Origin of the sequence: Microbacterium sp. GXS0129 (assembly GCF_044769785.1) — a bacterium.
Taxonomy (GTDB): Bacteria; Actinomycetota; Actinomycetes; order Actinomycetales; family Microbacteriaceae; genus Microbacterium; species Microbacterium nymphoidis.
In genome coordinates this window covers 630,159-653,848 of record NZ_JBIZVZ010000001.1, presented here as the reverse complement: position 1 = coordinate 653,848, position 23,690 = coordinate 630,159, and the positions used below count along the sequence as shown (strand labels likewise).

The 23,690-nt window shown below is 68.3% G+C and carries 21 protein-coding genes; 9 read left to right on the top strand and 12 right to left on the bottom strand.

Annotation, left to right across the window (positions count from 1 at the left end):
* The first annotated feature begins 65 nt into the window (after nucleotides 1-65).
* Together ACIQJ5_RS02885 and ACIQJ5_RS02880 are read left to right on the top strand one after the other, a co-directional pair.
* Nucleotides 66-1,067 (top strand): Bax inhibitor-1/YccA family protein, encoded by a 1,002-nt coding sequence (locus tag ACIQJ5_RS02885; protein WP_231090533.1) that lies wholly within the window; start codon nucleotides 66-68, stop codon nucleotides 1,065-1,067.
* Between the two features lie 76 nt (nucleotides 1,068-1,143).
* Nucleotides 1,144-1,431: a hypothetical protein gene (locus ACIQJ5_RS02880; RefSeq protein WP_231090534.1), complete on the top strand. Its 288-nt coding sequence runs from the start codon at nucleotides 1,144-1,146 to the stop codon at nucleotides 1,429-1,431.
* A 3-nt stretch (nucleotides 1,432-1,434) separates the two neighbouring features.
* Here the strand turns inward: ACIQJ5_RS02880 and ACIQJ5_RS02875 are convergent, their stop codons facing one another.
* The 5 genes from ACIQJ5_RS02875 to xylA all read right to left on the bottom strand — a co-directional run bounded on the left by ACIQJ5_RS02875 (nucleotide 1,435) and on the right by xylA (nucleotide 7,490).
* Complete coding sequence (locus ACIQJ5_RS02875) at nucleotides 1,435-2,757, bottom strand: glycosyltransferase (protein ID WP_402840696.1); 1,323 nt, start codon at nucleotides 2,755-2,757, stop codon at nucleotides 1,435-1,437.
* A 41-nt stretch (nucleotides 2,758-2,798) separates the two neighbouring features.
* A complete protein-coding gene (gene guaA / locus ACIQJ5_RS02870) occupies nucleotides 2,799-4,379 on the bottom strand; it encodes a glutamine-hydrolyzing GMP synthase (protein ID WP_402840693.1) in 1,581 nt (526 codons plus the stop codon).
* On the bottom strand, nucleotides 4,376-4,864 hold the full coding sequence (locus ACIQJ5_RS02865; RefSeq protein ID WP_231090537.1) for a DUF3817 domain-containing protein: 489 nt from the start codon (nucleotides 4,862-4,864) through the stop codon (nucleotides 4,376-4,378). Before ACIQJ5_RS02865 ends, guaA begins: the two co-directional genes overlap by 4 nt.
* A 93-nt stretch (nucleotides 4,865-4,957) precedes the next feature.
* Nucleotides 4,958-6,304 (bottom strand): xylulokinase, encoded by a 1,347-nt coding sequence (gene xylB / locus ACIQJ5_RS02860; RefSeq protein WP_402840689.1) that lies wholly within the window; start codon nucleotides 6,302-6,304, stop codon nucleotides 4,958-4,960.
* Complete coding sequence (gene xylA / locus ACIQJ5_RS02855) at nucleotides 6,297-7,490, bottom strand: xylose isomerase (protein WP_231090539.1); 1,194 nt, start codon at nucleotides 7,488-7,490, stop codon at nucleotides 6,297-6,299. The genes xylB and xylA overlap by 8 nt, the downstream gene beginning before the upstream one ends.
* A gap of 105 nt (nucleotides 7,491-7,595) precedes the next feature.
* On the opposite strand from xylA, the gene ACIQJ5_RS02850 reads away from it, so the two are divergent.
* Nucleotides 7,596-8,735: an ROK family protein gene (locus tag ACIQJ5_RS02850; RefSeq protein ID WP_402840685.1), complete on the top strand. Its 1,140-nt coding sequence runs from the start codon at nucleotides 7,596-7,598 to the stop codon at nucleotides 8,733-8,735.
* Between the two features lie 192 nt (nucleotides 8,736-8,927).
* On the opposite strand, the gene ACIQJ5_RS02845 is transcribed toward ACIQJ5_RS02850, so the two are convergent.
* Nucleotides 8,928-10,442: an MATE family efflux transporter gene (locus tag ACIQJ5_RS02845; RefSeq protein WP_231090541.1), complete on the bottom strand. Its 1,515-nt coding sequence runs from the start codon at nucleotides 10,440-10,442 to the stop codon at nucleotides 8,928-8,930.
* A 253-nt stretch (nucleotides 10,443-10,695) separates the two neighbouring features.
* A complete protein-coding gene (locus tag ACIQJ5_RS02840; protein WP_231090542.1) occupies nucleotides 10,696-11,280 on the bottom strand; it encodes a GNAT family N-acetyltransferase in 585 nt (194 codons plus the stop codon).
* A 124-nt stretch (nucleotides 11,281-11,404) separates the two neighbouring features.
* Between ACIQJ5_RS02840 and ACIQJ5_RS02835 the strand changes: the two genes are divergently transcribed.
* On the top strand, nucleotides 11,405-12,496 hold the full coding sequence (locus ACIQJ5_RS02835; RefSeq protein ID WP_402840681.1) for an FAD-dependent oxidoreductase: 1,092 nt from the start codon (nucleotides 11,405-11,407) through the stop codon (nucleotides 12,494-12,496).
* Between the two features lie 57 nt (nucleotides 12,497-12,553).
* On the opposite strand, the gene guaB is transcribed toward ACIQJ5_RS02835, so the two are convergent.
* Nucleotides 12,554-14,050, bottom strand: coding sequence for an IMP dehydrogenase (guaB, locus tag ACIQJ5_RS02830; protein ID WP_402840679.1), 1,497 nt, complete (start codon nucleotides 14,048-14,050; stop codon nucleotides 12,554-12,556).
* Between the two features lie 319 nt (nucleotides 14,051-14,369).
* Here guaB and ACIQJ5_RS02825 point away from each other — a divergent pair, with 319 nt between their 5' ends.
* The 4 genes from ACIQJ5_RS02825 to ACIQJ5_RS02810 are packed head-to-tail and all read left to right on the top strand — an operon-like array spanning nucleotide 14,370 to nucleotide 18,416.
* Nucleotides 14,370-15,674, top strand: a complete 1,305-nt coding sequence (locus ACIQJ5_RS02825) for a branched-chain amino acid ABC transporter permease (protein ID WP_269142964.1) — start codon at nucleotides 14,370-14,372, stop codon at nucleotides 15,672-15,674.
* 3 nt (nucleotides 15,675-15,677) lie between these two features.
* Entirely contained in the window at nucleotides 15,678-16,667 is a 990-nt protein-coding gene (locus ACIQJ5_RS02820) for a branched-chain amino acid ABC transporter permease (protein WP_231090546.1), read from the top strand.
* A gap of 34 nt (nucleotides 16,668-16,701) precedes the next feature.
* Entirely contained in the window at nucleotides 16,702-17,676 is a 975-nt protein-coding gene (locus ACIQJ5_RS02815) for an ABC transporter ATP-binding protein (protein WP_231091382.1), read from the top strand.
* A gap of 29 nt (nucleotides 17,677-17,705) precedes the next feature.
* Nucleotides 17,706-18,416: an ABC transporter ATP-binding protein gene (locus ACIQJ5_RS02810; RefSeq protein ID WP_231091383.1), complete on the top strand. Its 711-nt coding sequence runs from the start codon at nucleotides 17,706-17,708 to the stop codon at nucleotides 18,414-18,416.
* A gap of 123 nt (nucleotides 18,417-18,539) precedes the next feature.
* Here the strand turns inward: ACIQJ5_RS02810 and ACIQJ5_RS02805 are convergent, their stop codons facing one another.
* The 4 genes from ACIQJ5_RS02805 to groES form a co-directional block, all read right to left on the bottom strand.
* Nucleotides 18,540-19,847, bottom strand: a complete 1,308-nt coding sequence (locus ACIQJ5_RS02805) for an ABC transporter substrate-binding protein (protein ID WP_231090547.1) — start codon at nucleotides 19,845-19,847, stop codon at nucleotides 18,540-18,542.
* Between the two features lie 126 nt (nucleotides 19,848-19,973).
* On the bottom strand, nucleotides 19,974-20,915 hold the full coding sequence (gene rarD / locus ACIQJ5_RS02800) for an EamA family transporter RarD (RefSeq protein WP_402840674.1): 942 nt from the start codon (nucleotides 20,913-20,915) through the stop codon (nucleotides 19,974-19,976).
* On the bottom strand, nucleotides 20,912-21,919 hold the full coding sequence (gene rarD, locus ACIQJ5_RS02795) for an EamA family transporter RarD (RefSeq protein ID WP_402842015.1): 1,008 nt from the start codon (nucleotides 21,917-21,919) through the stop codon (nucleotides 20,912-20,914). The genes rarD (ACIQJ5_RS02800) and rarD (ACIQJ5_RS02795) overlap by 4 nt, the downstream gene beginning before the upstream one ends.
* A 119-nt stretch (nucleotides 21,920-22,038) precedes the next feature.
* Complete coding sequence (groES, locus tag ACIQJ5_RS02790; RefSeq protein ID WP_231090549.1) at nucleotides 22,039-22,335, bottom strand: co-chaperone GroES; 297 nt, start codon at nucleotides 22,333-22,335, stop codon at nucleotides 22,039-22,041.
* 163 nt (nucleotides 22,336-22,498) lie between these two features.
* On the opposite strand from groES, the gene ACIQJ5_RS02785 reads away from it, so the two are divergent.
* On the top strand, nucleotides 22,499-23,686 hold the full coding sequence (locus ACIQJ5_RS02785; protein ID WP_402840671.1) for an SAM-dependent methyltransferase: 1,188 nt from the start codon (nucleotides 22,499-22,501) through the stop codon (nucleotides 23,684-23,686).
* Nucleotides 23,687-23,690: the final 4 nt, after the last annotated feature.

Here is a 23,690-nt window from a genome sequence, read left to right as displayed (position 1 = left end):
CGGATCCCGCCCGTACAATGAAGAACACCGTGTCCTTGACACACAGCATTGGAGCGTGAGCCGCAATGGCCCTTCGAAACCCGATCTTCAGCAACTCGGCGTTCCAGGAGCGTAACGCTCCCGCCGTTCCGGTTGCTCCTGCGGGAGCGCAGACGACCGGGCTCGTGCCGCCGCCCGCGCAGGGCGGCTACACCCTGAACGGACAGCCGTATACCCAGAGCCCGCAATCGGCCGGACAGAACGCGCAGTGGGCTGCTTCGCAGCAGGCCGCGCAGAACGCCGCGGTGCAGGCCAACCTGGAGGGCATGTACGCCGCCCCCACGGCCAGCGCCATCGACCACGGCCGCATGACGTACGAAGACACCATCTGGAAGACGGCGGCGCTCTTCGGCGTGCTGCTGATCACCGCGGTCGTCGGCTGGATCTGGGCGGCGAGCGGCCTGACCGTCAGCTACCGTCAGCCCACCAACATGATCCCGTGGGCGCTCGGTGCGCTCGGCGGCTTCGTGCTGGCGATGGTCGTCACCTTCACGTCGCGCAAGAAGGTGCGTCCGGCTCTGATCTTCGCCTATGCGGCGTTCGAGGGCTTGTTCATCGGCGCCATCTCGGCCACCTTCGAGGCGTTCTGGCCGGGCGTGGTCATGCAGGCGACCCTCGCCACCATCGCCGTGGTCGGCGTCACTCTCGCGCTGTTCGCCAGCGGCAAGATCCGCGCCAGCAAGCGCGCCACGAAGATCTTCCTGATCGCGATGGTCGGATATCTGGTGTTCTCCCTGCTGAACCTCATCCTGATGTGGACCGGCGTGCTGAACCAGGGCTTCGGCATGTACAGCGCGAAGCTCAACATCGCCGGCTTCGGCGTCCCGCTGGGTCTCATCATCGGTGTGCTGGTCGTCATCATGGCCGCGTACTCGCTGGTGCTGGACTTCGATGGCATCCAGCAGGGCGTGCGCAACGGCGCTCCCCGGAACCTCGCCTGGTACGCCGCGTTCGGTGTCATGGTGACGGTCGTCTGGCTCTACGTGGAGATCCTGCGCATCATCGCGATCGCGCGCGGCAACGACTGATCCCCTCATCGACGAACGGGGCCGGAAGAATCCGGCCCCGTTCGTCGTTTCCGCTGACAGGGTGGAAACTGGAAGGGTGAATCAGCAGGTCAAGTTCCAGCGCGCGCTCATGCTCGCCGATCGCAAGCAGTTCGAGAAGGCGGAGGCCCTGCTGCGCGAGGTGGTCGATGCCGACCCCACCACCGTGGTCGGGTGCCAGGCAGCCGTGGCCCTGGGCGAGCTTGTGAGCTTCGCCGACCCCGACGCGGCACAGGAGATTCTGGACGCCGCCGTGGAGAACATGTCAGCGCACGCCGACGACCCGATCCTCGACTGGGAGCGTCAGCGCGTGGAGGAGCTCTTCGCGGAGATCGCGGAGGCTTGAGCCTCAGCGCCGTCGCGGACGCTCCGCGACGCGCGCCAGCATCTGCAGCATCTCCCGCGTCGCCGCCGAGCGGGAGCGCGACCGCGCAGCCCCGTGCGCCTCGGTCACCAACCGCGCATGCAGGTCGTCGTCCGTCAGGATCCGGAGCACTGCATCGCCGAACGCGTCTTCGTCTCCGGAGGCGATGAGGAGACCACCGCCGTCCGACAGGGCCTCGGCGGGGCCGTAACGGACGTCGTAGCTCACCACCGGCGTCCCGTGTGCCAGCGCCTCCAGCACGGCGAGTCCCTGGCCCTCGAACGCGGTGGTCAGCAGCAGCACAGCCGGATCATCCAGCACCGTATCGGGATCGGCGATCTGGCCGTGCAGGATGACGCGCTCCGTGAGGCCGAGCTCGTCGATCAGCGCCTCGATCGCGCCGCGAGACGCTCCCTCGCCGTAGATGTCCAGCACCGCATCGGGCAGCTGGTCCACCACCCTTCGCCAGACGCGCACCGCGTGATCGAGCCGTTTGCCTGGCGCGAGGCGGTTGATCATCACCGCACGGTGGCGGTCACGCTCGGCCGCTGGACGCGGGTGCGCGACAGCCGTCGCGCCGAACGGCAGGACCTCGTCGATCCGCCCGGCGCCGAACCGTGCGATCACGTCGTCGCGCTGCGCTGCCGTCAGCCAGACCACCGCGTCGAACGCACCGGCCGCATGCAGCCATCGCTGCCAGAGCGGCAGAATCGGCGCGTCCGGGGTGTAGGGCTCCCCGATGTGGGCGGTGTGCGTGGTGTGGACGAGCTTCGCGGGTGAGTCCCAGGCGGTGAGCAGCTCCCCCAGCTGCCGCGCCTCGACGATCACCACGCTCTGGAGGCCATCACCGGGTGCCGTCGCCAGAACGTGGTCCAGCCACGCCCGGTACAGTCCCCCGAAGCCGTCCAGCACGCCGGCCTCCGAGCCGTCCGCGGCGAGCACCACCACGGGCGCTGTGCTGAGGTGCCAGTCGGGGTTCCCGGCGATCACGGGAAGCTCAAGGACCGGGTGGGCCGCGGGGACCGGACGGTACTCCAGCGCGGGGTCTCGTGTCCCCGGATGCGCGGCAGCACGCACCCACGACGGATCCGCGCTGGCCTCGTCGAAGAGGTTGCGCAGCCGCTCGGGACGATCCAGCTCGCCTCGGCGCACGAACTCCGCGCGATGGGCGTCATGGTCGGCGGCGCTGCCCGGATCCACGGTCAGCAGTTCGGCCGGGACTCCGGCGTCCACGAGGTCACGCGCGCGACCGAGGACGGCGCGGCAGAACCCGCCGTCCAGATCCGGGATGAGCCGGGAAGCAAGCACGAAGCACCTGACCGCGGGCGCGGTCAGGTGCTTCGACGAGTTCACTCCCACTCGATGGTCCCCGGCGGCTTGGACGTGACATCCAGCACGACGCGGTTGACATCGCGCACCTCGTTGGTGATGCGGTTGGAGATCTTCGACAGCACGTCGTACGGCAGACGAGACCAGTCGGCGGTCATCGCGTCCTCGCTGGACACCGGGCGCAGCACGATCGGGTGGCCGTACGTGCGTCCGTCACCCTGCACTCCCACGGAGCGGACATCGGCGAGCAGCACGACCGGGCACTGCCAGATCTCGTTGTCGAGACCGGCGGCGGTGAGCTCCTCACGCGCGATCGCATCGGCGTCGCGGAGCAGATCCAGCCGGTCCTGCGTGACCTCACCGATGATGCGGATGCCCAGGCCGGGGCCCGGGAACGGCTGGCGCGAGACGATCGCCTCGGGCAGTCCCAGCTCGCGGCCGATGGCGCGGACCTCGTCCTTGAAGAGGGTGCGCAGCGGCTCGACGAGCTCGAACTGCATGTCCTCCGGCAGGCCGCCCACGTTGTGGTGGCTCTTGATGTTGGCGGTGCCTGCGCCGCCGCCGGATTCCACCACGTCGGGGTAGAGCGTGCCCTGCACGAGGAACTTGATCGGCTCGCCGGCTTCCTTGGCCTCATCGACCAGCTGGCGCTGCACGGCCTCGAACGAGCGGATGAACTCACGACCGATGATCTTGCGCTTAGTCTCCGGGTCGGTGACTCCGGCCAGCGCGTCCAGGAACTGCTTGCGGGCATCGACCGTCACCAGGCGCACGCCGGTGGAGGCCACGTAGTCGTTCTCCACCTGCTCGCGCTCGCCCTTGCGGAGGAGCCCGTGATCCACGAACACGGCTACCAGCTGGTCGCCGACGGCCTTGTTCACCAGCGCGGTGGAGACAGCGGAGTCGACGCCGCCGGAGAGCGCCGAGATGACGCGGGCGGAACCCACCTGGGCGCGGATGCGCTCGACCTGCTCAGCAATCACGTTGTCGCTGTTCCAGTCGGCCGGGAGCCCCGCCGCGCGGTGCAGGAAGTTCTCGATGATCGCCTGACCGTGCGTGGAGTGCTTCACCTCGGGGTGCCACTGCACGCCGTAGAACTTCTTCTCGTCGTTGCTGAACGCGGCAACGGGCGCGCCCGCGGTCGACGCATTGACGGTGAAGCCCTCGGGTGCCTTCGCGACGGAGTCGCCGTGGCTCATCCAGACGTTCTGCTCGGTGGGCACGCCCTCAAGGATCACGCTGTCGCTGCTGGTGGTGGCATCGGTCGCACCGTACTCGCGCAGGCCGGTGGCGGCCACCTCACCGCCGAGCACCTGGGCCATGTACTGGAAGCCGTAGCAGATGCCGAGCGTCGGGACCTCGAGGTCGAACACCGCGGGATCCAGCTTCGGGGCGCCTTCCTCGTACACCGACGACGGGCCGCCGGACAGGATGAGTCCGAGCGGGTTCTTCGCAGCGATGTCTGCTGCGGTCGCGGTGTGCGGCACGATCTCGCTATAGACGCCGGCTTCGCGCACACGACGTGCGATCAGCTGCGCGTACTGGGCGCCGAAATCGACGACCAGTACCGGCCGCTGCGCGGTTTCGGGGGTCTCGGTCACTTGCTGCCTTCCGTGGCTGGAGTGGGGGTAACGGATGCGGATGCCGCCTCGTCCGCCTCGCGCTTGGCGAGGTAGGCCTTGACGTCGCGGGCCACGCGCGTCTCCATGAAGAAGGAGAGCAGCGGGACGACGCCGCCGAGGGCGAGCATGATGAAGCGCGGGAACTGCCAGCGCATCAGGGACCAGATGCGGAAGCAGGCGAAGAGGTACACGACGTAGAACCAGCCGTGGACCACAAGGATCGCGAGTGAGACGTTGAAGCCCTGACCGGTGGATTCCAGGCCGTTCGCGGTCTCGACCACGGGCTTGAGCGCGATCAGGCCGTCCGGGTCGCCGAGGAACAGCTCCAGGTGGATCGGCGTGTACTTCAGCACCATCTCGATACACAGCAGCAACAGGAAGACTCCTGTGATGATCGATGCGATCTGATAGAACTTCAGCGCTCCGCGGATCGCCGGGAAGGTGGCGAGTTTGGGTGCGGGCATGCGTCTAGTCTAGCCGCTCGTTCCTGAGGACTCTTCCTCGCTCCGTTGCGCGCAAATGGCTCCAAATCCGCCGGATTTGGAGCCATTTGCGCGCTATGAACGGGGATACCCGATGATCACGGCGGCCTGACGGGCGGCGCCGAGGGCGACGTACTCCGCCGGAGCGGGCACCTCGACCGGCAGACCGAGCACCGTGGCGGCCAGCGACTGCACGGCGGCCGAGCGGGCACCGCCGCCGATCAGCAGCACCCGCCGAAGCGGGACACCGAGGTCGCGAAGCGCATCGAGACCGGCGGCGAGTCCGCCGAGCATGCCCTCCACCGCTGCGCGCGCGAGGTTCTCGCGCGTCGTCGATGCCAGGGTCATCCCGGTGAGCGATGCCGTCGCATCCGGCAGGTTGGGGGTGCGCTCCCCCTCGAAGTAGGGCACCAGGGTCATCCCGCCCGCTCCCGGCTGGGCGCGAAGAGCGAGCGCGCTCAGCTCGTCCACGTCCACGCCGAGCAGGGCGGCGATCGCGGTGAGGACACGCGCCGCGTTGAGCGTTGCCACCAGAGGCAGGAAGGCGCCGTCCGCCGAAGCGAACCCGGCGACGGTTCCGGACGGATCGACGGTGCGATCAGCGCTCACCGCGAACACGGTTCCACTGGTGCCGATCGAGACGACCGCGTCGCCGACGCCGGCACCGACGCCGAGCGCGGCCGCCGCGTTGTCACCTGCTCCCGGGCCGACGAGGACCCCGACCGCGAATCCCGCGTCCGTCACGGCGTCGACCGCGACCGACTCGTCCGCAGCGAGCACACGCGGCAGAACGGCGTCGTGACCGAGCGCGGCGACCAGCACCTCACGGTCGTATCCGCCGCTCGCCGGATCCCAGTAGCCGGTCCCCGATGCGTCCGAGCGATCGGTGATCAGTTCGTCCAGCACCGGGCCTCGCGGCGAGGAATCGCGCGGACCATAGCCGCGCAGACGCCAGGTCAGCCAGTCGTGCGGGAGCGCGACGGCCGCGACGCGGGCCGCGGCCTCGGGCTCGGCGTCGCGGAGCCAGCGCAGTTTCGTCGCGGTGAAGGAGGCCACCGGGACAAGACCCGTGCGCTGCGCGAGCGCTTCAGCGCCGAACTCCGCGATGAGCTCCTCCGCCGCTGCGGCGGAGCGCGTGTCGTTCCACAGCAGCGCGGGACGGATCACCTCGCCGTCGGTGTCCAGCACCACCATCCCGTGCTGCTGCCCACCGACCGAGACCGCGGCCACATCGGACACTCCCCCGGCATCGGCGATCGCCTCCACCAGAGCGCGCCACCAGTGCGCCGGATCCACCTCGGTGCCATCGGGGTGGGCCGCCCGCCCCTGGCGGACGACCTCCCCCGACGAGGCATCGATGATGACGACCTTGCAGGACTGCGTGGACGAGTCGACGCCCGCGACGAGGGTCCGCTCAGCCACGCGCACCCATCAGGTGCTCGGCCGCCAGCTGCTGCAGGCGCACGAAGCCGAATCCCCGGCCGCCGAAGTACGCGTTCGCGTCGAAGTCCTCGTACGCGGAACGGTCCGCGAGCAGATCGTCGTACGTCTCGCCCTCGCCCAGCGTGTTCTGACGCAGTTCGTCCACCCGTGCGGCCGCCAGCGCCTCCTGCACCTCCGGGTCAGCACGAAACGCGCTCGCGCGCTCCTTCAGCAGCAGGTACATCCGCATGTTCGCGGCGGCGGAGTCCCACACGCCGGTCTCGTCCTCGGTGCGGCTCGGCTTGTAATCGAAGTGACGCGGACCCGTGTAGGCGGGGCCGCCGTCGGCGCCACCGTGCTCGAGCAGATCCACCAGGGCGAACGCGTTGTGCAGATCGCCGTGACCGAAGACGAGGTCCTGGTCATACTTGATCCCCCGCTGGCCGTTGAGGTCGATGTGGAAGAGCTTGTCGTGGTAGAGCGCCTGCGCGATGCCCGCCGCGAAGTTGAGCCCGGCCATCTGCTCGTGACCGACCTCGGGGTTCAGACCCACCAGCTCCGGACGCTCCAGCGACTCGATGAACGCCAGCGCGTGACCGACTGTGGGAAGGAGGATGTCGCCGCGCGGCTCGTTCGGCTTCGGCTCGATCGCGAAGCGGATGTCATAGCCCTTGTCGGTCACGTAGTCGCCCAGCAGGTTCACGGCCTCCCGGTATCGCTCCAGCGCCGAGCGCACGTCCTTGGCGGAGTCGTACTCGGCGCCTTCGCGGCCGCCCCACATCACGAACGTCTTCGCACCGAGCTCGGCGGCGAGATCGAGGTTGCGCAGCACCTTGCGCAACGCGAACCGGCGAACTGCGCGGTCGTTGGACGTGAAGCCGCCGTCCTTGAAGACCGGGGCGGAGAAGAGGTTGGTGGTGACCATGGGCACCACCAGGCCCGTGTCGGCGAGCGCGCCCTTCAGGCGGTCGATCTGCGTCTGGCGCTCGGCGTCGGTGGACCCGAACGCGAAGAGGTCGTCGTCGTGGAACGTCAGGCCGTAGGCGCCGAGCTCCGACAGCTTCTCGACGGCGTGCACCACATCCAGTGCCGGGCGCGTGGGTCCGCCGAAGGGGTCGGCACCGTTGTAGCCGATGGTCCAGAGACCAAAAGAGAAGCGGTCTTCGCGGGTGGGGGTGGTCGTCATCGTCTCGCCCTTCGGGGAAATCGGTATATGTTGTGATGCACAACATATTGCGGGAGGATCGAGAGCGCAACCCCTGTCACACTGAAGTGTCCGCAAAGGAGGCACATGGATCAGGCGTCCACCACGCCGGGCAGCGACAATCTGCCCCGGCTGCTCACCATCCTCCATCGCGAGGGCGCACGATCCCGGGCGCAGCTGACAGCGGACACGGGCCTCAACCGCTCCACGATCGCCTCACTGGTGGCTTCGCTCACCGAATCCGGTCTCGCCGTGGAGCACGATCCGGCCCAGACCCGCCGCGTCGGCCGCCCCTCCCCCGTGGTCTCCCCTTCCTCCGAGGTCGTTGCGATCGCCGTGAACCCGGAGGTGGACGCGGTGCGTCTCGCGGCCGTGGGACTGGACCGTGCCGTCCGCGCCCGTGCCACCGTGGAGCTGGACGCACCGCCCTCGCCCCGGCAGGTGGCGGATGTCATCGCCGCGACCATTGCCGCGTGGCGCGAGGGTGCGCTGTCGCACGCGCGGCTCGTGGGCATCGGTCTCGCGGTGCCCGGTCTCGTCAGCGGCACGGCGCTGGTCGCGAATGCGCCTCACCTCGGCTGGGTCGACGAGCCGCTCGCCGACATCGTCGCAGAGACCACCGGACTGCCGGCCCGCGCGGGAAACGACGCCTCGCTCGGCGCACTCGCCGAGCACCGATTCGGCTCCGGCGCCGGTCGTGACGATGTGGTCTACCTCAACGGCGGCCCGTCCGGCATCGGTGGCGGAATCATCACCGGTGGACGCCTGCTCCGCGGCGTCTCAGGCTTCTCCGGCGAGTTCGGGCACATCGTCGCCCCCTTCACCGACCCCGCCGACCGGCGAACGGTGTCGGGGGCGTTCGAAGACGAGCTCCGTGCGCCGGGCGCGGAAACAAACACACTGGTCCGCCGCGAGATCGGTGTGCCGGACCCCCGTGCAGCGGCGCAGGAGCGGGCACGCCGTCGCCGCATCCTCGCCGCCACGATCGCCACCGCTGTCTCGATCCTCGATACCGGTGCGGTGGTGCTCGGTGGCACCCTCGCGCCGCTGCTCGGGGAGGGAAAGGACGCCAGGGAGCTGCGGGACGCGATCGCCGCACAGTGCATCCGCCCGAACGATCCGGACTTCGCAGTCCTGCCCGCGGCGCTGGCCGACGACCGGCTGTTCATCGGCGCCGCCGAGCTCGCCTTCGCCGATCTCCTCGCCGACGAAGCCCTCCTCGCCTGACTCCCGTCGAGCGCCGCCGCGTCCCTTCCTCATCGCGGGATCACGCACGGCCCCAGCCGCAGGGACGCGGGATCACGCACGGCCCCAACCGCACGGACGCGGGATCACGCACGGCCCCAGCCGCACGGACGCGGGATCACGCACGACCCCAGCCCCATGGACGCAGGATCCAACGCGGACGCGGGACCGGGATCAGTCGCGCACGCGCGGGCGGGAGGCGGACCGGGACGAGACGGGGCCGCGCGTGCGGCCCCAGAACCGACGGCGCATCACGGGGATCGGCTGCGTGACCACGGCATCGACCGTGCGCGAGCCGTCGATCGGTCCCACCACGGCGATCGGCGTGGTGTCGGTGGCGGGCTCGCCGCGGCGCACGGGCATGACAGCGAGTGCGCGTCGCGCATGCAGGTAGGCGGGGACGAGCACCACGACGGCGCCGATCCAGGCCAGCGGGTTGGACCACGCCACACCGACATAGCCCCACACCGCGCCGAGGGCGACGGCCGCCAGCACGCGCATCCCGAGTTCGATCATCCCCGTGATGGTGGGGATGATCGCGCTACCGAGCCCCTGCAGAGCGCCGCGGAGCACGAACAGCACGCCGAGGATCCAGTACGCGAGTCCGTTGATGACCAGATTGATGAACGCGAGATCGGCGACGTCGGCGGCTCCGTCGCCGACGAAGAGGCGGACCATCTGGCCGCCGAAGGCGATCATCACGGCGCCGAGGGCCGCGGAGCCGATGAGGGTCATCCAGACCGCCTGAACAACGCCGCGGCGGATGCGATCCGGACGCCCCGCCCCGAGGTTCTGGGCTACGAACATCGAGGTGGCAAGACCCAGAGAGGCGAGGAAGGCACTGGCGAGGGAGTCGACACGCATCGCCGTGGTGTACGCGGCGACGGCGTCCGCACCGAGGCCGTTGAGCCGCACCTGCACCGCGATGGCGCCGATCGAGATGATCGAGGCCTGGAATCCCATGGGCAGACCGAGGCGCAGGTGCTCGCGAACGTCGTCGGAGGTGATGCGCCAGTCCTCGCGCTTCAGGTGCAGCTCGGGCAGGCGGGCCTTCACGTAGAGCAGGCACAGCAGCACCGACACCAGCTGCGAGATCACGGTGGCCAGCGCGGCACCCGCCACACCCCACTCCAGCACCGCGACGAAGACCACGACCAGCAGCACGTTGAGCAGGCACGCGAGCACGAGGAAGACCAGCGGTGTCCGGGAGTCGCCGATCGCACGGATCGCTGCGGAGAGGAAGTTGAAGAACATCGTCGCACCGGTGCCGAGGAAGCTGATCACGGTGAACACCGTCGCCTCCGGCAGGAGGATCTCCGGCGTGTTCAGCATCCGCAGCGCCCATTCGGAGAAGAACGGCGCTGCCGCGGTGATGAGCACGCTCACGATGCCGGTGAGAATGGCGCCCGTGGCAACCGACCGGCGCACGGCCGCGGCGTTCTGCGCACCGTAGGCCTGAGCTGTGGGGATGGCGAAGCCGGCGGTCATTCCCCAGGCGAAGCCGAGGAGGAAGAAGATGAAGCTGCCGGTGGCGCCGACGGCCGCGAGCGAGTCGACGCCGAGATGACGACCGACGACGACCGTGTCGACGAACTGGTAGAGCTGCTGGACGGCGTTGCCGATGAGAAGCGGGACGGTGAAGGCGAGGATGACGCGCCAGGGGCTGCCCGCGGTGAGCGACTGGGACATGACACTTTCTGGGAGAGGAAGCCGGATCGGGGGCGGGCGTCCGCCGTCACCGAGGGAACCGATTCAGGGGGGGAAATCGGCCGATGAGGCGGGTGGTCCGTTGCCGCTCGAGCAGGCGACGGCGTACCGCCGCTCGTCGGGACCACCTCCATGCTCCCACGACATGGCCCGAGAACGAAACGATTCGATCCCTTATTTTCCGGGCGGCGAGATCAATCTGCGGATGAAAACTCTCCTCGCTGCACCCAGCGGGCTACCCACCCTGGCGCGCGCGCCATTCCTCGGCGAGGATCGCGTACGTATAGCCGTCGATCCAGCCGAGCTCGGCATGCCACGAGTCCCGCCGGCCGTGCTGCTCACGTCTCATCCCCAGCTTCTCCATCACGTGCCAGGAGGCCGTGTTGTCCGCAAAGCACCCGGCCGTGACCCGGTGAACCCCGAGTTCGTCGAATGCGAGGACGAGTAGCGCCCGCCCGAGCTCGGTGGCGTAGCCCCGCCCGGCGTATGCGGGATCGATCAGGTATCCGATTCCGGCCTCGGCCCCGCGCCACGGACCGTCGGCAACGTGGCTCTGCCCCATGGCGTCCGTGACCCAGAGTGAGGCGGTGCCCACCGCCTCATCGCCGAGGAACGCAATGGCCGAGTGATCGTGCGGATCAGCGATGGCATCCAGCCAGGCCCGGCGGAAGGCCTCCGGCTCCACCTCGGTCTTGAGCAGCCAGTTCGTCACCGCCGGGTCGTTTCGCCAGCGCAGAACCCGGTCGAGGCTCTCTGCCGTGGGCAGTCGGAGCTCCAGCTCGCCCGCAGGGCGCGGCCAGACGATGCCGGGAGAAGTCATGCGTCCTGTCTAGCAGCAGTCGGCCGGTCGCCGGTGCGGGGTGCCGCGTGGCGGCGGATGACGCCCGGAGGGTGTCGAGCCCACTCGCGACGCTAACATCGCCGCAGCGAGGAAGGCGGGCGAGATGGCGCGGGGGATCGTCGTGGTCGGCGGCGGCGTGATGGGCCTGGCGACGGGATGGGCACTCGCTCGCGCTGGAGCGCGCCCGATCGTGCTGGAGCGGTTCGCGCGCGGTCACCACCACGGCGCATCACACGGGAGGACACGGAACTTCAACGACGCGTACTCGCGCGACGAGTACCTCGATCTGCTGGTGCGTGCGCGTGAGCTCTGGGCCCTCCTGTCCGCCGGGCTCGATCAGCCGCTCATTCGCGCGCACGGGCTCGTCAATCACGGGCCGCTCGACCGTCTCCTGCCGGTTCAGCGCGCCCATGCCGGGCGCGGGATCCGCTCCCGCCTGCTGGATCCGGCAGAGGCGGGCGCCCGGTTCACCGGCATGCGGTTCGCAGAGCCGGTCCTGCTGTCCGAGTCGTCGGGAGCCATCCGTGCGGCCATGGCCCTGCGCCGCTTCGAGGCCGCCATCCGTGACGCCGGTGGCGATGTCCGCTGGAGCACCCCCGTGCGCGCGGTCAGCCCGAGCGGGCGGGTGACACTCCCGGATGGATCCGAGATCCACGCCGATCGCGTCATGATCACCGCGGGCGCCTGGACGCGCGCGCTGGTTCCCGCGACGATCCCCCTTCCCGGGTTGCGGGTCACCGAGGAGCACCCGGCTCATTTCCGCCCGCGTCGCGAGGCCGTCTGGCCGTCGTTCAACCACCTGCTGGGCCGGCCGTGGCCGGCAGATGTCTACGGCATGCCGACCCCCGGCGAGGGCATCAAGGTGGGCTTCCATCTGGTCGGCGAGGAGGTGGACCCGGATCAGCGCCCCCATCGGTCGCACTCCCTGACGCAGTTGCGGGACTATGTCCGCGAGTGGTTCCCCGGGCTGGACGCGGATACCGCTGCCCCGGTCAGCTGCACGTACACATCGACCGCCGACGAGGACTTCCACCTCGACCGCTCCGGCCGCATCGTGGTGGGTGCGGGATTCTCGGGGCACGGCTTCAAGTTCGCCCCGGCGATCGGTGAGGTCCTGGCCCGCCTCGCTCTTGAGGACGACTACCGCGCCGCGGAGCTCTTCCGCCGCATCGAGCGACCGGCGCGCTCCCACTGAGGCACCGGACGCGAACGGCCCGGGAGATGATCTCTCCCGGGCCGTGTCACGACACGATCACTTGCGGTAGTTCGGCGCCTCGACGACGATCTGCACGTCGTGCGGGTGGCTCTCCTTGAGTCCGGCCGCCGTGATGCGGACGAACTTGCCCTTCGCCTGCAGTTCCTCGATGGTGCGGGCTCCCACGTAGAACATGGACTGACGCAGACCCCCGACCATCTGGTAGGCGACGGCGGCGACCGGACCGCGGTACGCCACCTGGCCTTCGATACCCTCGGGGATCAGCTTGTCGTCGCTGGGGACGTCGGCCTGGAAGTAGCGGTCCTTGGAGTAGGACGTCTTCTTGCCGCGCGTCTGCATCGCACCCAGCGACCCCATGCCACGGTACTGCTTGAACTGCTTGCCGTTGACGAAGACCACATCTCCGGGCGACTCGTCGGTTCCGGCGAACAGCGAACCCATCATCACCGTGTCGGCACCGGCGACGAGCGCCTTGGCGATGTCACCCGAGTACTGCAGACCGCCGTCGGCGATCACGGGGACGCCCGCGGGCTTCGCGGCCTTCGCCGCCTCATAGATGGCGGTGACCTGCGGCACGCCGACACCGGCGACCACGCGGGTCGTGCAGATGGAACCAGGGCCGACTCCCACCTTGACGGCGTCGGCACCGGCGTCGACGAGCGCCTGAGCGCCCTCGCGCGTGGCGACGTTGCCGCCCACGATGTCGATCGCGTCGAAGGTCGGATCCGCCTTCAGGCGCTTGATCAGGTCCACCACGCCGGCGGAGTCGCCGTTGGCGGTGTCCACCACGATGACGTCCACACCGGCGTCGCGCAGGGCCTCGGCGCGCTGCCAGGCCTCTCCGAAGAAGCCGATGGCCGCACCCACACGGAGGCGTCCCTGGTCGTCCTTGGTGGCGAGCGGGTACTTCTCGCTCTTGTCGAAGTCCTTGGTGGTGATGAGACCGGCGAGCTTGCCCTCGGCGTCCAGCAGCGGGAGCTTCTCCACGCGATGCTTGGCGAAGATGGCCAGGACGTCGTCGGCGGGAATGCCCACCGGTGCCGTGATGAGGCCCTCACTCGTCATGACGTCCTTCACGCGGGTGATGGACTTGTCGCTCACGAAGCGCATGTCCCGGTTGGTGACGATGCCCACGAGATGACCGGCCTCGTCGACGACGGGCAGTCCGGAGATGCGGTACTTGGCACACAGTCCGTCGACCTCGGCGATGGTGGCGTCCGGCGTCGTGGTGATGGGATCCGAGATCATCCCCGACTCGGATCGCTTGACGCGGTCGACCTGCGTCGCCTGGTCTTCGATCGACATGTTGCGGTGCAGGATCCCGATGCCGCCCTGGCGGGCCATCGCGATGGCCATGCGCGCCTCGGTGACGGTGTCCATCGCGGCGGAGAGCAGCGGAGTGGCGACCGTGATGCGGCGGGTCAGTCGCGAGGAGGTGTCGGCCTCACTCGGGATCACATCGGTGTGCCCCGGCAGCAGGAGCACATCGTCGTAGGTCAGTCCGACGAAACCGAAGGGATCGTTCTGTTCCATGTACGGGGGGCTCCTCTCGCGCCGATGGGCGCAGATCATGCGGGGGTCGACGGCGACGGCTACGGGCTGGTGACCCGTTCTGATGATTCTAAGCGCCCGCGGGGCGCGAATAATTCCCGCCGGCGCACGGTCCAGTCCACTGCTCCAGGCCACTTCGCTTTTCGCTGCCCCCCAAGCCGTTTCGATTGCAATCTGTCCACAGAACGCCACAATGCTGGATCAATTGCTCACTGACGTCTACGCTCGTCGCAATCAGTGTTGACGCATCCCGATGCTTCGCGCCCGACCCAAAGGAGGGTTCGTGGGCTCCACGACTCCCATGACCAGGCCCCGCCCCAAGTGGCAGGTCCTGTTCATCGCCGTGATCCTGGCCGCCGTGGCCGTGTTCGCATCCGTTTTCGCCACCGCCGGAAGTGCCCGCGCCGAGGAGTCTCCCGACGGGCAGACCGTCACGGACTTCGTCGTCAAGGGCTTCATCACCTTCGAAGAGAAGCCTCTGGAGGGCGTGAAGCTCTCCATCGAGGGAAACGGCTTCAGCGGGGAGACGGAGACGGACGCCGAGGGCGCCTGGACGCTCTACGTACCGGAGAAGGCCGACTACACCCTCACGGTGGATGAGTCCACCCTGCCGGACGGGGTGATCGTGACCGACGGGGCCGAGAAGGAGGTCGCCTTCAAACTCACCAACACCGTCCGGATCAACATGTTCCTCGGCGAGGGCGAACGAGTCACCGAGTCCTTCGCCGATCAGCTGCTGGTGCGTCTGGCGAACGGACTCCAGTTCGGACTGCTCCTGGCACTCGCCGGCATCGGCGCGGCCCTGATCTACGGCACCACCGGCCTGTCGAACTTCGCGCACGGCGAGCTCGTCACCTGGGGGGCGTTCGTCTCGCTGGTGTTCACATCTTTCTGGAGCCTGCCGCTGTGGGCCGGACTCATCGCCGGGGTGATCGGGGGTGCTGCCCTCGGCCTCGCGCTGGATGCCGGGCTCTGGCGACCCCTGCGACGACGAGGACTCGGCGTGGTGCAGCTCATGATCGTGAGCATCGGCCTGTCGCTGACCCTGCGGTACGTGATCCAGTTCTTCATCGGCGGCGGCACCTTCCAGCTGGAGGGTGCCAACATGGCACCGATGAAGTTCGGCCCCGTCTCCCTGAGCTGGGTCGACATCATCAGCATCATCGTCTGCGTGGTGTCCATCGCTGCCGTGGCGTTCTTCCTCACCCGCACGCGGCTCGGCAAGGCTACCCGCGCGATCTCGGACAACCCACAGCTGGCCGCGGCCTCCGGCATCAACGTGGATCGCGTCATCCGCATCGTGTGGGTGATCGCCGGCATGCTCGCCGCCGTCGCCGGCATCCTCTGGGCGTACTACCGCCCCGGGATCACCTGGAACATGGGCACCGGCATGCTGCTGCTCATCTTCTCCGCCATCACTCTCGGCGGCCTCGGCACGGCCTTCGGCGCGCTCGTGGGCTCACTCATCATCGGCCTGGTGGTCGAGGTGTCCACCCTGTTCGGCGTGCCGAGCGACCTGAAGTACGCCAGCGCGCTCGTCGTGCTGATCATCATCCTCCTGGTACGGCCGCAGGGTCTGCTGGGCCGCAAGGAAAGGCTGGGCTGACGGATGAACTTCCTGAGCATCCTCAACGATGCGGCGAGCTATCTGCTGCAGCCGACCACCCTGGCGTTCGCGCTGGCGGCCACGGGCCTGGCCGTGCACTTCGGGTTCACCGGCCTGCTGAACTTCGGCATGGCGGCCTTCATGGCCCTCGGCGCGTACGGCTACGCCATCTCGATCGTGAGCTTCGGGCTGCCCTGGTGGACGGCCATGCTGGTGGGCATGCTGGCCGCCACCGTCTTCGCGGTGGTGCTGGGCATCCCAACCCTGCGACTGCGCGCGGACTATCTCGCCATCGTGACCATCGCCGCAGCGGAGATCGTGCGCTACCTCTTTCTCACGGAGAGCTTCACGGAGTACACCGCCGGATCGGGCGGTCTGAGCGGCTACGCCCGTGCCTTCATCGATGCGAGCCCGCTCGCAGCCCTGCCGAGCGACATGAAGATCGGATTCGGTCCGTTCAGCTACACACCCAGTCAGCTGAGCACCATCCTGTTCGGCCTGCTGATGCTCGCCATCGCGATCCTCCTGGTGTGGGCCCTGATGCGCAGCCCGTGGGGCCGGGTCATCAAGGGCATCCGCGAGGACGAAGACGCGGTGCGCTCGCTCGGCAAGAACGTGTTCGCCTACAAGATGCAGTCCCTCATCATCGGCGGCGTGATCGCCGCGGTGGGAGGCATCGTCTGGGTGATGGGCTCGGCGACCAGCCCGGGCCTGTACACCACCTCCACCACGTTCCAGATCTGGACGATGCTGCTCCTCGGCGGAGCGGCGACCATCTTCGGACCGGCACTGGGCGCTGTCATCTACCTGGTGGCGCAGTCGTTCCTGTCGGGTCTGCTGAGCGGAATGGCGAAGGCGGGCATGCTCCCCTTCACCGACTCGCAGGCCAAGGTTCTGGTGCTGATCCTGCTGGGGCTCGTGCTGATGCTGATCGTGATCTTCCGCCCGCAGGGCATCCTCGGCAACAAGAGGGAGCTGACCTTTGTCAAGTGAGAACACCCCCGGCGCCGCGGCGGAGCCCGCGCCGATGACCGGGAGCATCAAGCGGCCGAAGACGGTGATCGGGCTGGAAGGCGCGCCCGCACCGGGCGTGAAGAAGACGGACCCGATCCTCGTGATCGACAACGTCACCCGTCAGTTCGGTGGCCTGAGCGCGGTGGACGTGGATCATCTCGAGATCCCGCGTCACGCCATCACCGCCCTCATCGGCCCCAACGGGGCGGGCAAGACCACGCTGTTCAACCTGCTCTGCGGCTTCGACAAGCCCAACACGGGCACCTGGGCATATGACGGCACGAACCTCGCCGGCGTCCCCTCGTTCAAGGTCGCCCGGATGGGCCAGGTGCGCACCTTCCAGCTGACCAAGGCGCTCTCGCTGCTGACGGTGCTGGAGAACATGAAGCTCGGAGCGCCGGGGCAGCGCGGCGAGCGGTTCTGGACGTCGATGCTGCCCTGGCTGTGGCGGTCGCAGGAGCGGGAGATCGAGGCGAAGGCGAAAGACCTGCTCGTTCGCTTCAAGCTCGACGCCAAAGAGCAGGACTACGCCGCCTCCCTTTCGGGAGGGCAGCGAAAGCTCCTCGACATGGCGCGAGCCCTTATGAGCGATCCCAACCTCGTCATGCTCGACGAGCCGATGGCGGGGGTCAACCCGGCTCTGACGCAGTCGCTGCTGGATCACGTGCTGGATCTCAAGGAGCGCGGCATGACGGTGCTGTTCGTCGAACACGACATGCACATGGTCCGGCACATCGCAGACTGGGTCGTGGTGATGGCCGAGGGCCGCGTGGTCGCAGAGGGTCCACCGGAGACCGTGATGGACGATCCGGCCGTCATCGACGCCTACCTCGGCGCCCACCAGGACGTGGATCTGGGTGTGGTCACCGGCCGCGTGGCCGGGGAGCTGAACACCTCGGCCATCACACTGCTGGATGAGATCGAGGCGGCCACGGAAGCCGCCGCCGAGGGTGAACCCGAGCGGCGCGGCGAAGAGGAGCAGAAGTGACCGAGAACGCATCCGATGTCGTCGTGCAGATGACAGACGTCCACGCCGGCTATCTTCCGGGCATCAACATCCTCAACGGCGCCAACCTCGTCGCGCGCAAGGGCGAGCTCATCGGCATCATCGGGCCGAACGGCGCCGGGAAGTCCACGCTGCTGAAGGCCATCTTCGGAATGGTGAAGGTACGCGGAGGTGAGATCACCGTCAACGGCGAGAGCATCGTCGGGCTGAAGGCGGACAAGCTCGTCTCGCGCGGCGTGGCCTTCGTGCCGCAGACCAACAACGTCTTCCCCTCGCTCACCATCGAGGAGAACCTGCAGATGGGGCTGTATCAGAACCCGAAGGCGTTCGCGGAGCGCCTGGAGTTCGTCACCGGGATCTTCGCCGAGCTGGGTGCGCGCCTGAAGCAACGCGCCGGATCGCTGTCCGGCGGCGAGCGGCAGATGGTCGCGATGAGCCGCGCGCTGATGATGGACCCGTCGGTGCTGCTCCTGGACGAGCCGTCCGCCGGCCTCAGCCCGGTGCGACAGGACGATGCCTTCATCCGCGTCAGCGACATCAACAAGGCGGGAGTCACCACGATCATGGTGGAACAGAACGCCCGCCGCTGCCTGCAGATCTGCGACCGCGGCTATGTGCTGGATCAGGGCCGCGACGCTTACGAGGGCCCCGGTCGTGACCTGCTCGTGGATCCGAAAGTCATCGCGCTCTACCTCGGTACCCTCGCGGAGGATGCCGCCTAGTCCCCCGATGGGAGATGGAGAACGCACCCCCGACCGCGGTCGGGGGTGCGTTCTTGATCTCCCGTTCCGCGGCAATGCGAGATGCCCCCGGTGCAGCACCGGGGGCATCTCGGGTGAGGCGTATCAGTCGATGCGCTCGTACTGGTTCTCGGCCTTGTACTCGTAGACGCCGATCGCGGCGGCCTGCGGGTCGCCGGCCTCGTCGAAGTCGACGTCACCGGAGTAGCCGTTGTAGTTGGCCACGCCGCCGTCGTTGATGATCTTCGCGCAGTCGGCGAACGACGTGCACTCGGTGCCGTCGCCGGAGCCGCCCGAGACCTCCTGCATCTTGGCGGCGACGTCCTTGCCGTCGGTCGACTTGGCGGCAAGCGCTGCAAGCGCCATCAGCACGACGGCGTCGTACGCCTCGGCGGCGTAGGTCCAGTCCTCGACCTTGGGGTTGCCCGCCGCCGTCCAGTTGGCCTGCAGACGCTCGGTGAAGTCGTCCGGCAGCTTCGGGCCGGCCTTGGTGCCCTTGGCACCCGTCATGTCGATGGAGATCTCATCGGCGCTACCGGCCACGTACTGCTTGAGGTTGCCGTCCACCAGGTAGAAGTCCTTGGCCGTGAAGCCGGCGTTCACCAGCAGCGGGCCGATGGTCTTGAACTGGTCGTAGCTGACCACGGCGATGGCGTCCGGCTTGGCCGCGGCCACGGCCGAGACCTGCGAGTCGAACTGCGCGTCACCGACGTTGAACGACTCCTGCGCCACGACCTTGCCGCCGCTTGCCTCGAAGTTCGACGCGATGGCCTCGTTCAGACCGGTGCCGTAAGCGTCGTTCTGGTAGATGATCGCCAGGTTCTTCTTCTGGTCGTCGGCCATCACGCCGGCGAGGACCTCGCCCTGGAGCAGGTCGCTGGGCGCGGTGCGGAAGTAGAGCCCGTTGTCGTCGATGGTGGTGAAGTCCGGCGACGTGTTCGACGGCGAGACCTCGACGATGTTGGCCGCGACGTTCTCCGGCAGGATGATCTTCGTCACGGCGGACGATGCAGCGCCCACGAGACCGGTGATGCCGGCGTTGCGGAGCGTGGTCATGCTGGCGTCGTAGAGCTTGGAGTCGGTGTCACCCTCGTCGCCCTCGGTGAGGTCGATGGTGATGCCCGCAGCAGCGTCGTTGACCTCCTTCACCGCGAGCGTGGTGCCACCGGACATGGGCGGGCCGAGGAACGCGAGCGAACCGGTCTTCGGAAGCAGGGCACCCATCTTGAACGTGAGGTCACCCGTGGTGCCCGAGCCCTGCGTGGACGCAGCCGTCTCGCCACCGGACGAAGCGGAGGGCTTGTCCCCACCGCTCGTTCCGCCGCTGCAGCCGGCCAGCACGAGCGCGGACACTGCTGTCAGCGCCAGACCGGCGAGCACCCGCGTGCGGCGCTTTCGCGTGAATTCGTACATAGTGTTCCTTTGCTCGAAACATGTGCGTCGTCGATGACGCACCCGGATCGCTCCGGGTTTCCTGAAACACTAAGGTGCGCGAGCGCCTGCGTACGTATCAGACTGCTAACGATCCGCGGGCTCGGATCACACCTGCGCCGCCCGCGCGAGGGCCGCCCGTGCGCGGCGTCCCGCCAGCAGCGAGTCCGTGACGAGGATGACCACGGCGACCCAGACGATGCCGAAACCGATCCACCGTTCCGCAGGCATCGGTTCATGCAGGATGAACACGCCCACGAGGAACTGCAGGATCGGAGCAGCGAACTGCAGGATGCCGACCATGGTCAGTGGAATTCGGCGCGTCCCGATCGCGAACAGCAGCAGCGGCACGGCCGTGGTGATGCCGAGGCCCGCGATGAGGGCCACGTGCCCGATGCCGCCGACGCCGATGGTGATGCCGGAGGTGACGGCGACGACCACGAGCTGGACGATGGCCACCGGCAGCAGCCACACGGTCTCCAGGGTGAGGCCGCTGACCGCGTCGACGCGCGGTCCGATGCGGTTCTTCACGAGACCGTAGAAACCGAACGAGAAGGCGAGGCCGAGGGAGATCCACGGCATCTCGCCGTAGCCGATCACGATGGCGATGACTGCGAGGGCGGCCACCCCGATGGCGGTCCACTGCAGCGGACGCAGGCGCTCGTGCAGCACGAGCACGCCGAGCAGGACCGACACGATCGGGTTGATGAAGTATCCGAGGCTGCTCTCGACCACCTGCCCGCCCTGGGCCGCCAGCACGAAGAGCTGCCAGTTGATGTAGACGAGCCCGCCGCCCAGGGCCGTGAGCGCGGCGAGTTTCGGGTCACGGAAGACGGCGATCACACGCGACCAGCCGCGGGTCACCGCCAGCGCCACGAGGCAGAACACCACCGAGAACACGATCCGCCAGGCGACCGTCTCCCAGGCACCCGTCGGTACCAGGATGAGGAAGTAGACCGGGAGGACTCCCCAGAGCAGATACGCGGAGAGAGTGCTCAGGAATCCGACGGTTTCGTCGCTGGTGCGGCGCTGCGCGGGTGCGCTCTTCACTGCTTCCTCCGGGAGTCGATGACGGGGGTGGGTGCCGTCTCGATGCGCTGCATCGGTCCGGTGGCGGTCGTGGGGATGCCGCGCGCGAGTCTTCGTTCGCGGCGGCGGGCGGCGAGGGTGATCAGACTGTCCACCACCAGCAACGCCACGGCTCCCCAGACGATTCCGAAGCCGAGCAGACGCGCGGGCGGCATCGGCTCGCCGAGGATCACGGCGCCGGCGACGAACTGGATGATCGGTTCGATGAACTGCAGGATGCCGATGTAGATGAGCGGAACACGTCGGGTCCCCGCGGCGAAGAGCAGCAGCGGGAGCGCAGTCACCACACCCGACAGCGGGACCATCGCGGTGTTGAGCGCTCCGTGGCTGCCCCACTCCAGCCCGCGGGTGACGGCGATCACCACGAGCTGGATCACCGCGATCGGCAGCGTCCACAGTGTCTCCAGGGTCAGCCCGCTGATGGCGTCCACCCGCGCGCCGATCTTCTTCTTGACGAATCCGTACAGTCCGAACGTGACGGCCATGAGGAGTGCCATCCACGGCACCGTGCCGTAGATGACCGACAGCACGACGACGGCGAGCAGTGACAGGCCGAACGCCGCCCACTGCAGTGCGCGCAGCCGTTCGTGGAAGAAGACGATGCCCAGCACCACGGAGATGATCGGCGTGATGAAGTAACCGAGGCTGGATTCCAGCACGTTGCCGGTGGTGGCGGCCAGGGTGAACAGATACCAGTTCAGATAGATGATGCCCGCGGCCAGCCCGCACAGCAGCAGCACCCGTGGCTGGCGGATCACAGCCGAGATGTTCGACCACCCGCGCGTGACGGCGACGAGGATGGCGCAGAACACCAGCGAGAACACCACACGCCAGCCAACGATCTCATCGGCTCGCAGCGGGATCAGCAGCAGGAAGAACAGGGGAACGATCCCCCACAGCACGTAACTTCCCGATGCGTAGAGGATCCCCTTCCCGCGCTCCTCCGCAGGGGCGCGGTCCGTCATCACTTCAGCAGTCTATGGCTCCCCGCCGCGCACGCCTGCCCGTCCCCCGGGGTGCAGAGACATGACGAAGGCCCGTGTGCGGTGCACACGGGCCTCCGGACGAAAGCGTCAGCCGAGGATCAGCGAACGACGACCGCCAGAACATCGCGAGCGGAGAGCACGAGGAACTCCTCGGCACCGAACTTCACCTCGGTGCCGCCGTACTTGCTGTAGAGCACGCGGTCACCGACGGCGACGTCGAGCGGAACGCGGTTGCCGTTGTCGTCGATGCGACCGGGGCCCACGGCCACGACCTCGCCCTCCTGGGGCTTTTCCTTGGCGGTGTCGGGGATGACCAGTCCACTGGCAGTGGTCTGCTCAGCCTCGACCTGCTTGATGACGATGCGGTCCTCGAGCGGCTTGATGGAAACCGACACGGTTTACCTCTTCCTTCTTGCGATTCAAGACTCGTTAGCACCCGCACTAGTCGAGTGCTAATGCCAGTGTAGGACGGTGGCTGGCACTCACGCAATGCGAGTGCCAATCCTTCAGCAACCGGTCAGACTGCGCCGCGCGGAGGGCGGCCCGTAGGCTGTCGGAGTGGAGATGAGCGAGCTGAGGGCCCTGCTGACGCCGGAGGGCCTCGCCCTCCTCGATGCGACGGGTGGGATCGTCACGAGCGACGACGCCCTGCGCGCCGTCTCGCGCCTGCGCGCCGCAGGCCACGGACCGGAACTCGTCTCCGCCGTCGTCACCCAGGCCCGGCTGCGCACGCGCGCGGCGGCGAAGTTCGGACCGTTCGCCGAGCGCATGCTGTTCACCCGCGCCGGCCTGGAGCAGGCTACGCGCATGCCCGTCGCCGCACGCCATGCCGGGCGGTTCCGCGCGGCCGGACTGACCAGTGTGGCAGACCTCGGCTGCGGTATCGGCGGCGATTCCCTCGCCTTCGCCGGCGCAGACCTTCGGGTGCTCGCCGTGGACGCCGACGAGGTCACAGCCGCGATCGCCGCGTACAATCTCGCGATCTTCGGGGACGACGTCCGCGTGCAGCATGCGCGTGCTGAGGAGACCGACCTCGGCGACGTCGAGGCCGCATGGCTCGATCCGGCGCGCCGCACCGCCGGTCACTCCGAGACGACGCGAGTGGGTGCCCACGAGTACACCCCGTCTCTGCCCTGGGTGTATGAGCTGGCCGAACGCATGCCGCTGGGGGTCAAGCTCGGCCCCGCGCACGATCGCGCCGAGATCCCGGACGGGGCGGAAGCTCAGTGGGTGAGCGACGGCGGATCGGTGGTGGAGCTCGCGCTGTGGTTCGGCGCACTCGCGCGTCCGGGAATCGGTCGCTCCGCCCTGGTCATGCGCGGCGACGAGTCCCACGAACTGAGCGCATCGGCCGACACCGAGGACGAGCCGGTGCGCCCCCTGGGCGCCTTCCTCCATGAGCCCGACGGCGCCGTGATCCGGGCGCGGCTGATCGGGGAGGTCGCCCGGTCGCTGGATGCCGGAATGCTCTCCCCGGCAATCGCCTACGTCACCGGGGACGCGGCGCTCACCAGCCCGTTCGTACAGTCGTTCCGGGTACGTGAGGAGCTCCCGACCGACCCCAAGCAGCTCGCTCGCGCGCTGAAGGCACGCGACATCGGCACCCTGGAGATCAAGAAGCGCGGCGTGGACGTCGACCCCGCCGCGCTGCGACGCAAGCTCAAGCTCACCGGCAGTGAGTCGGCGACCCTGTTCCTCACTCGGCGGGGCGATACGCGCGTCGCGATCCTCGCGGATCGCGTCTGACAGG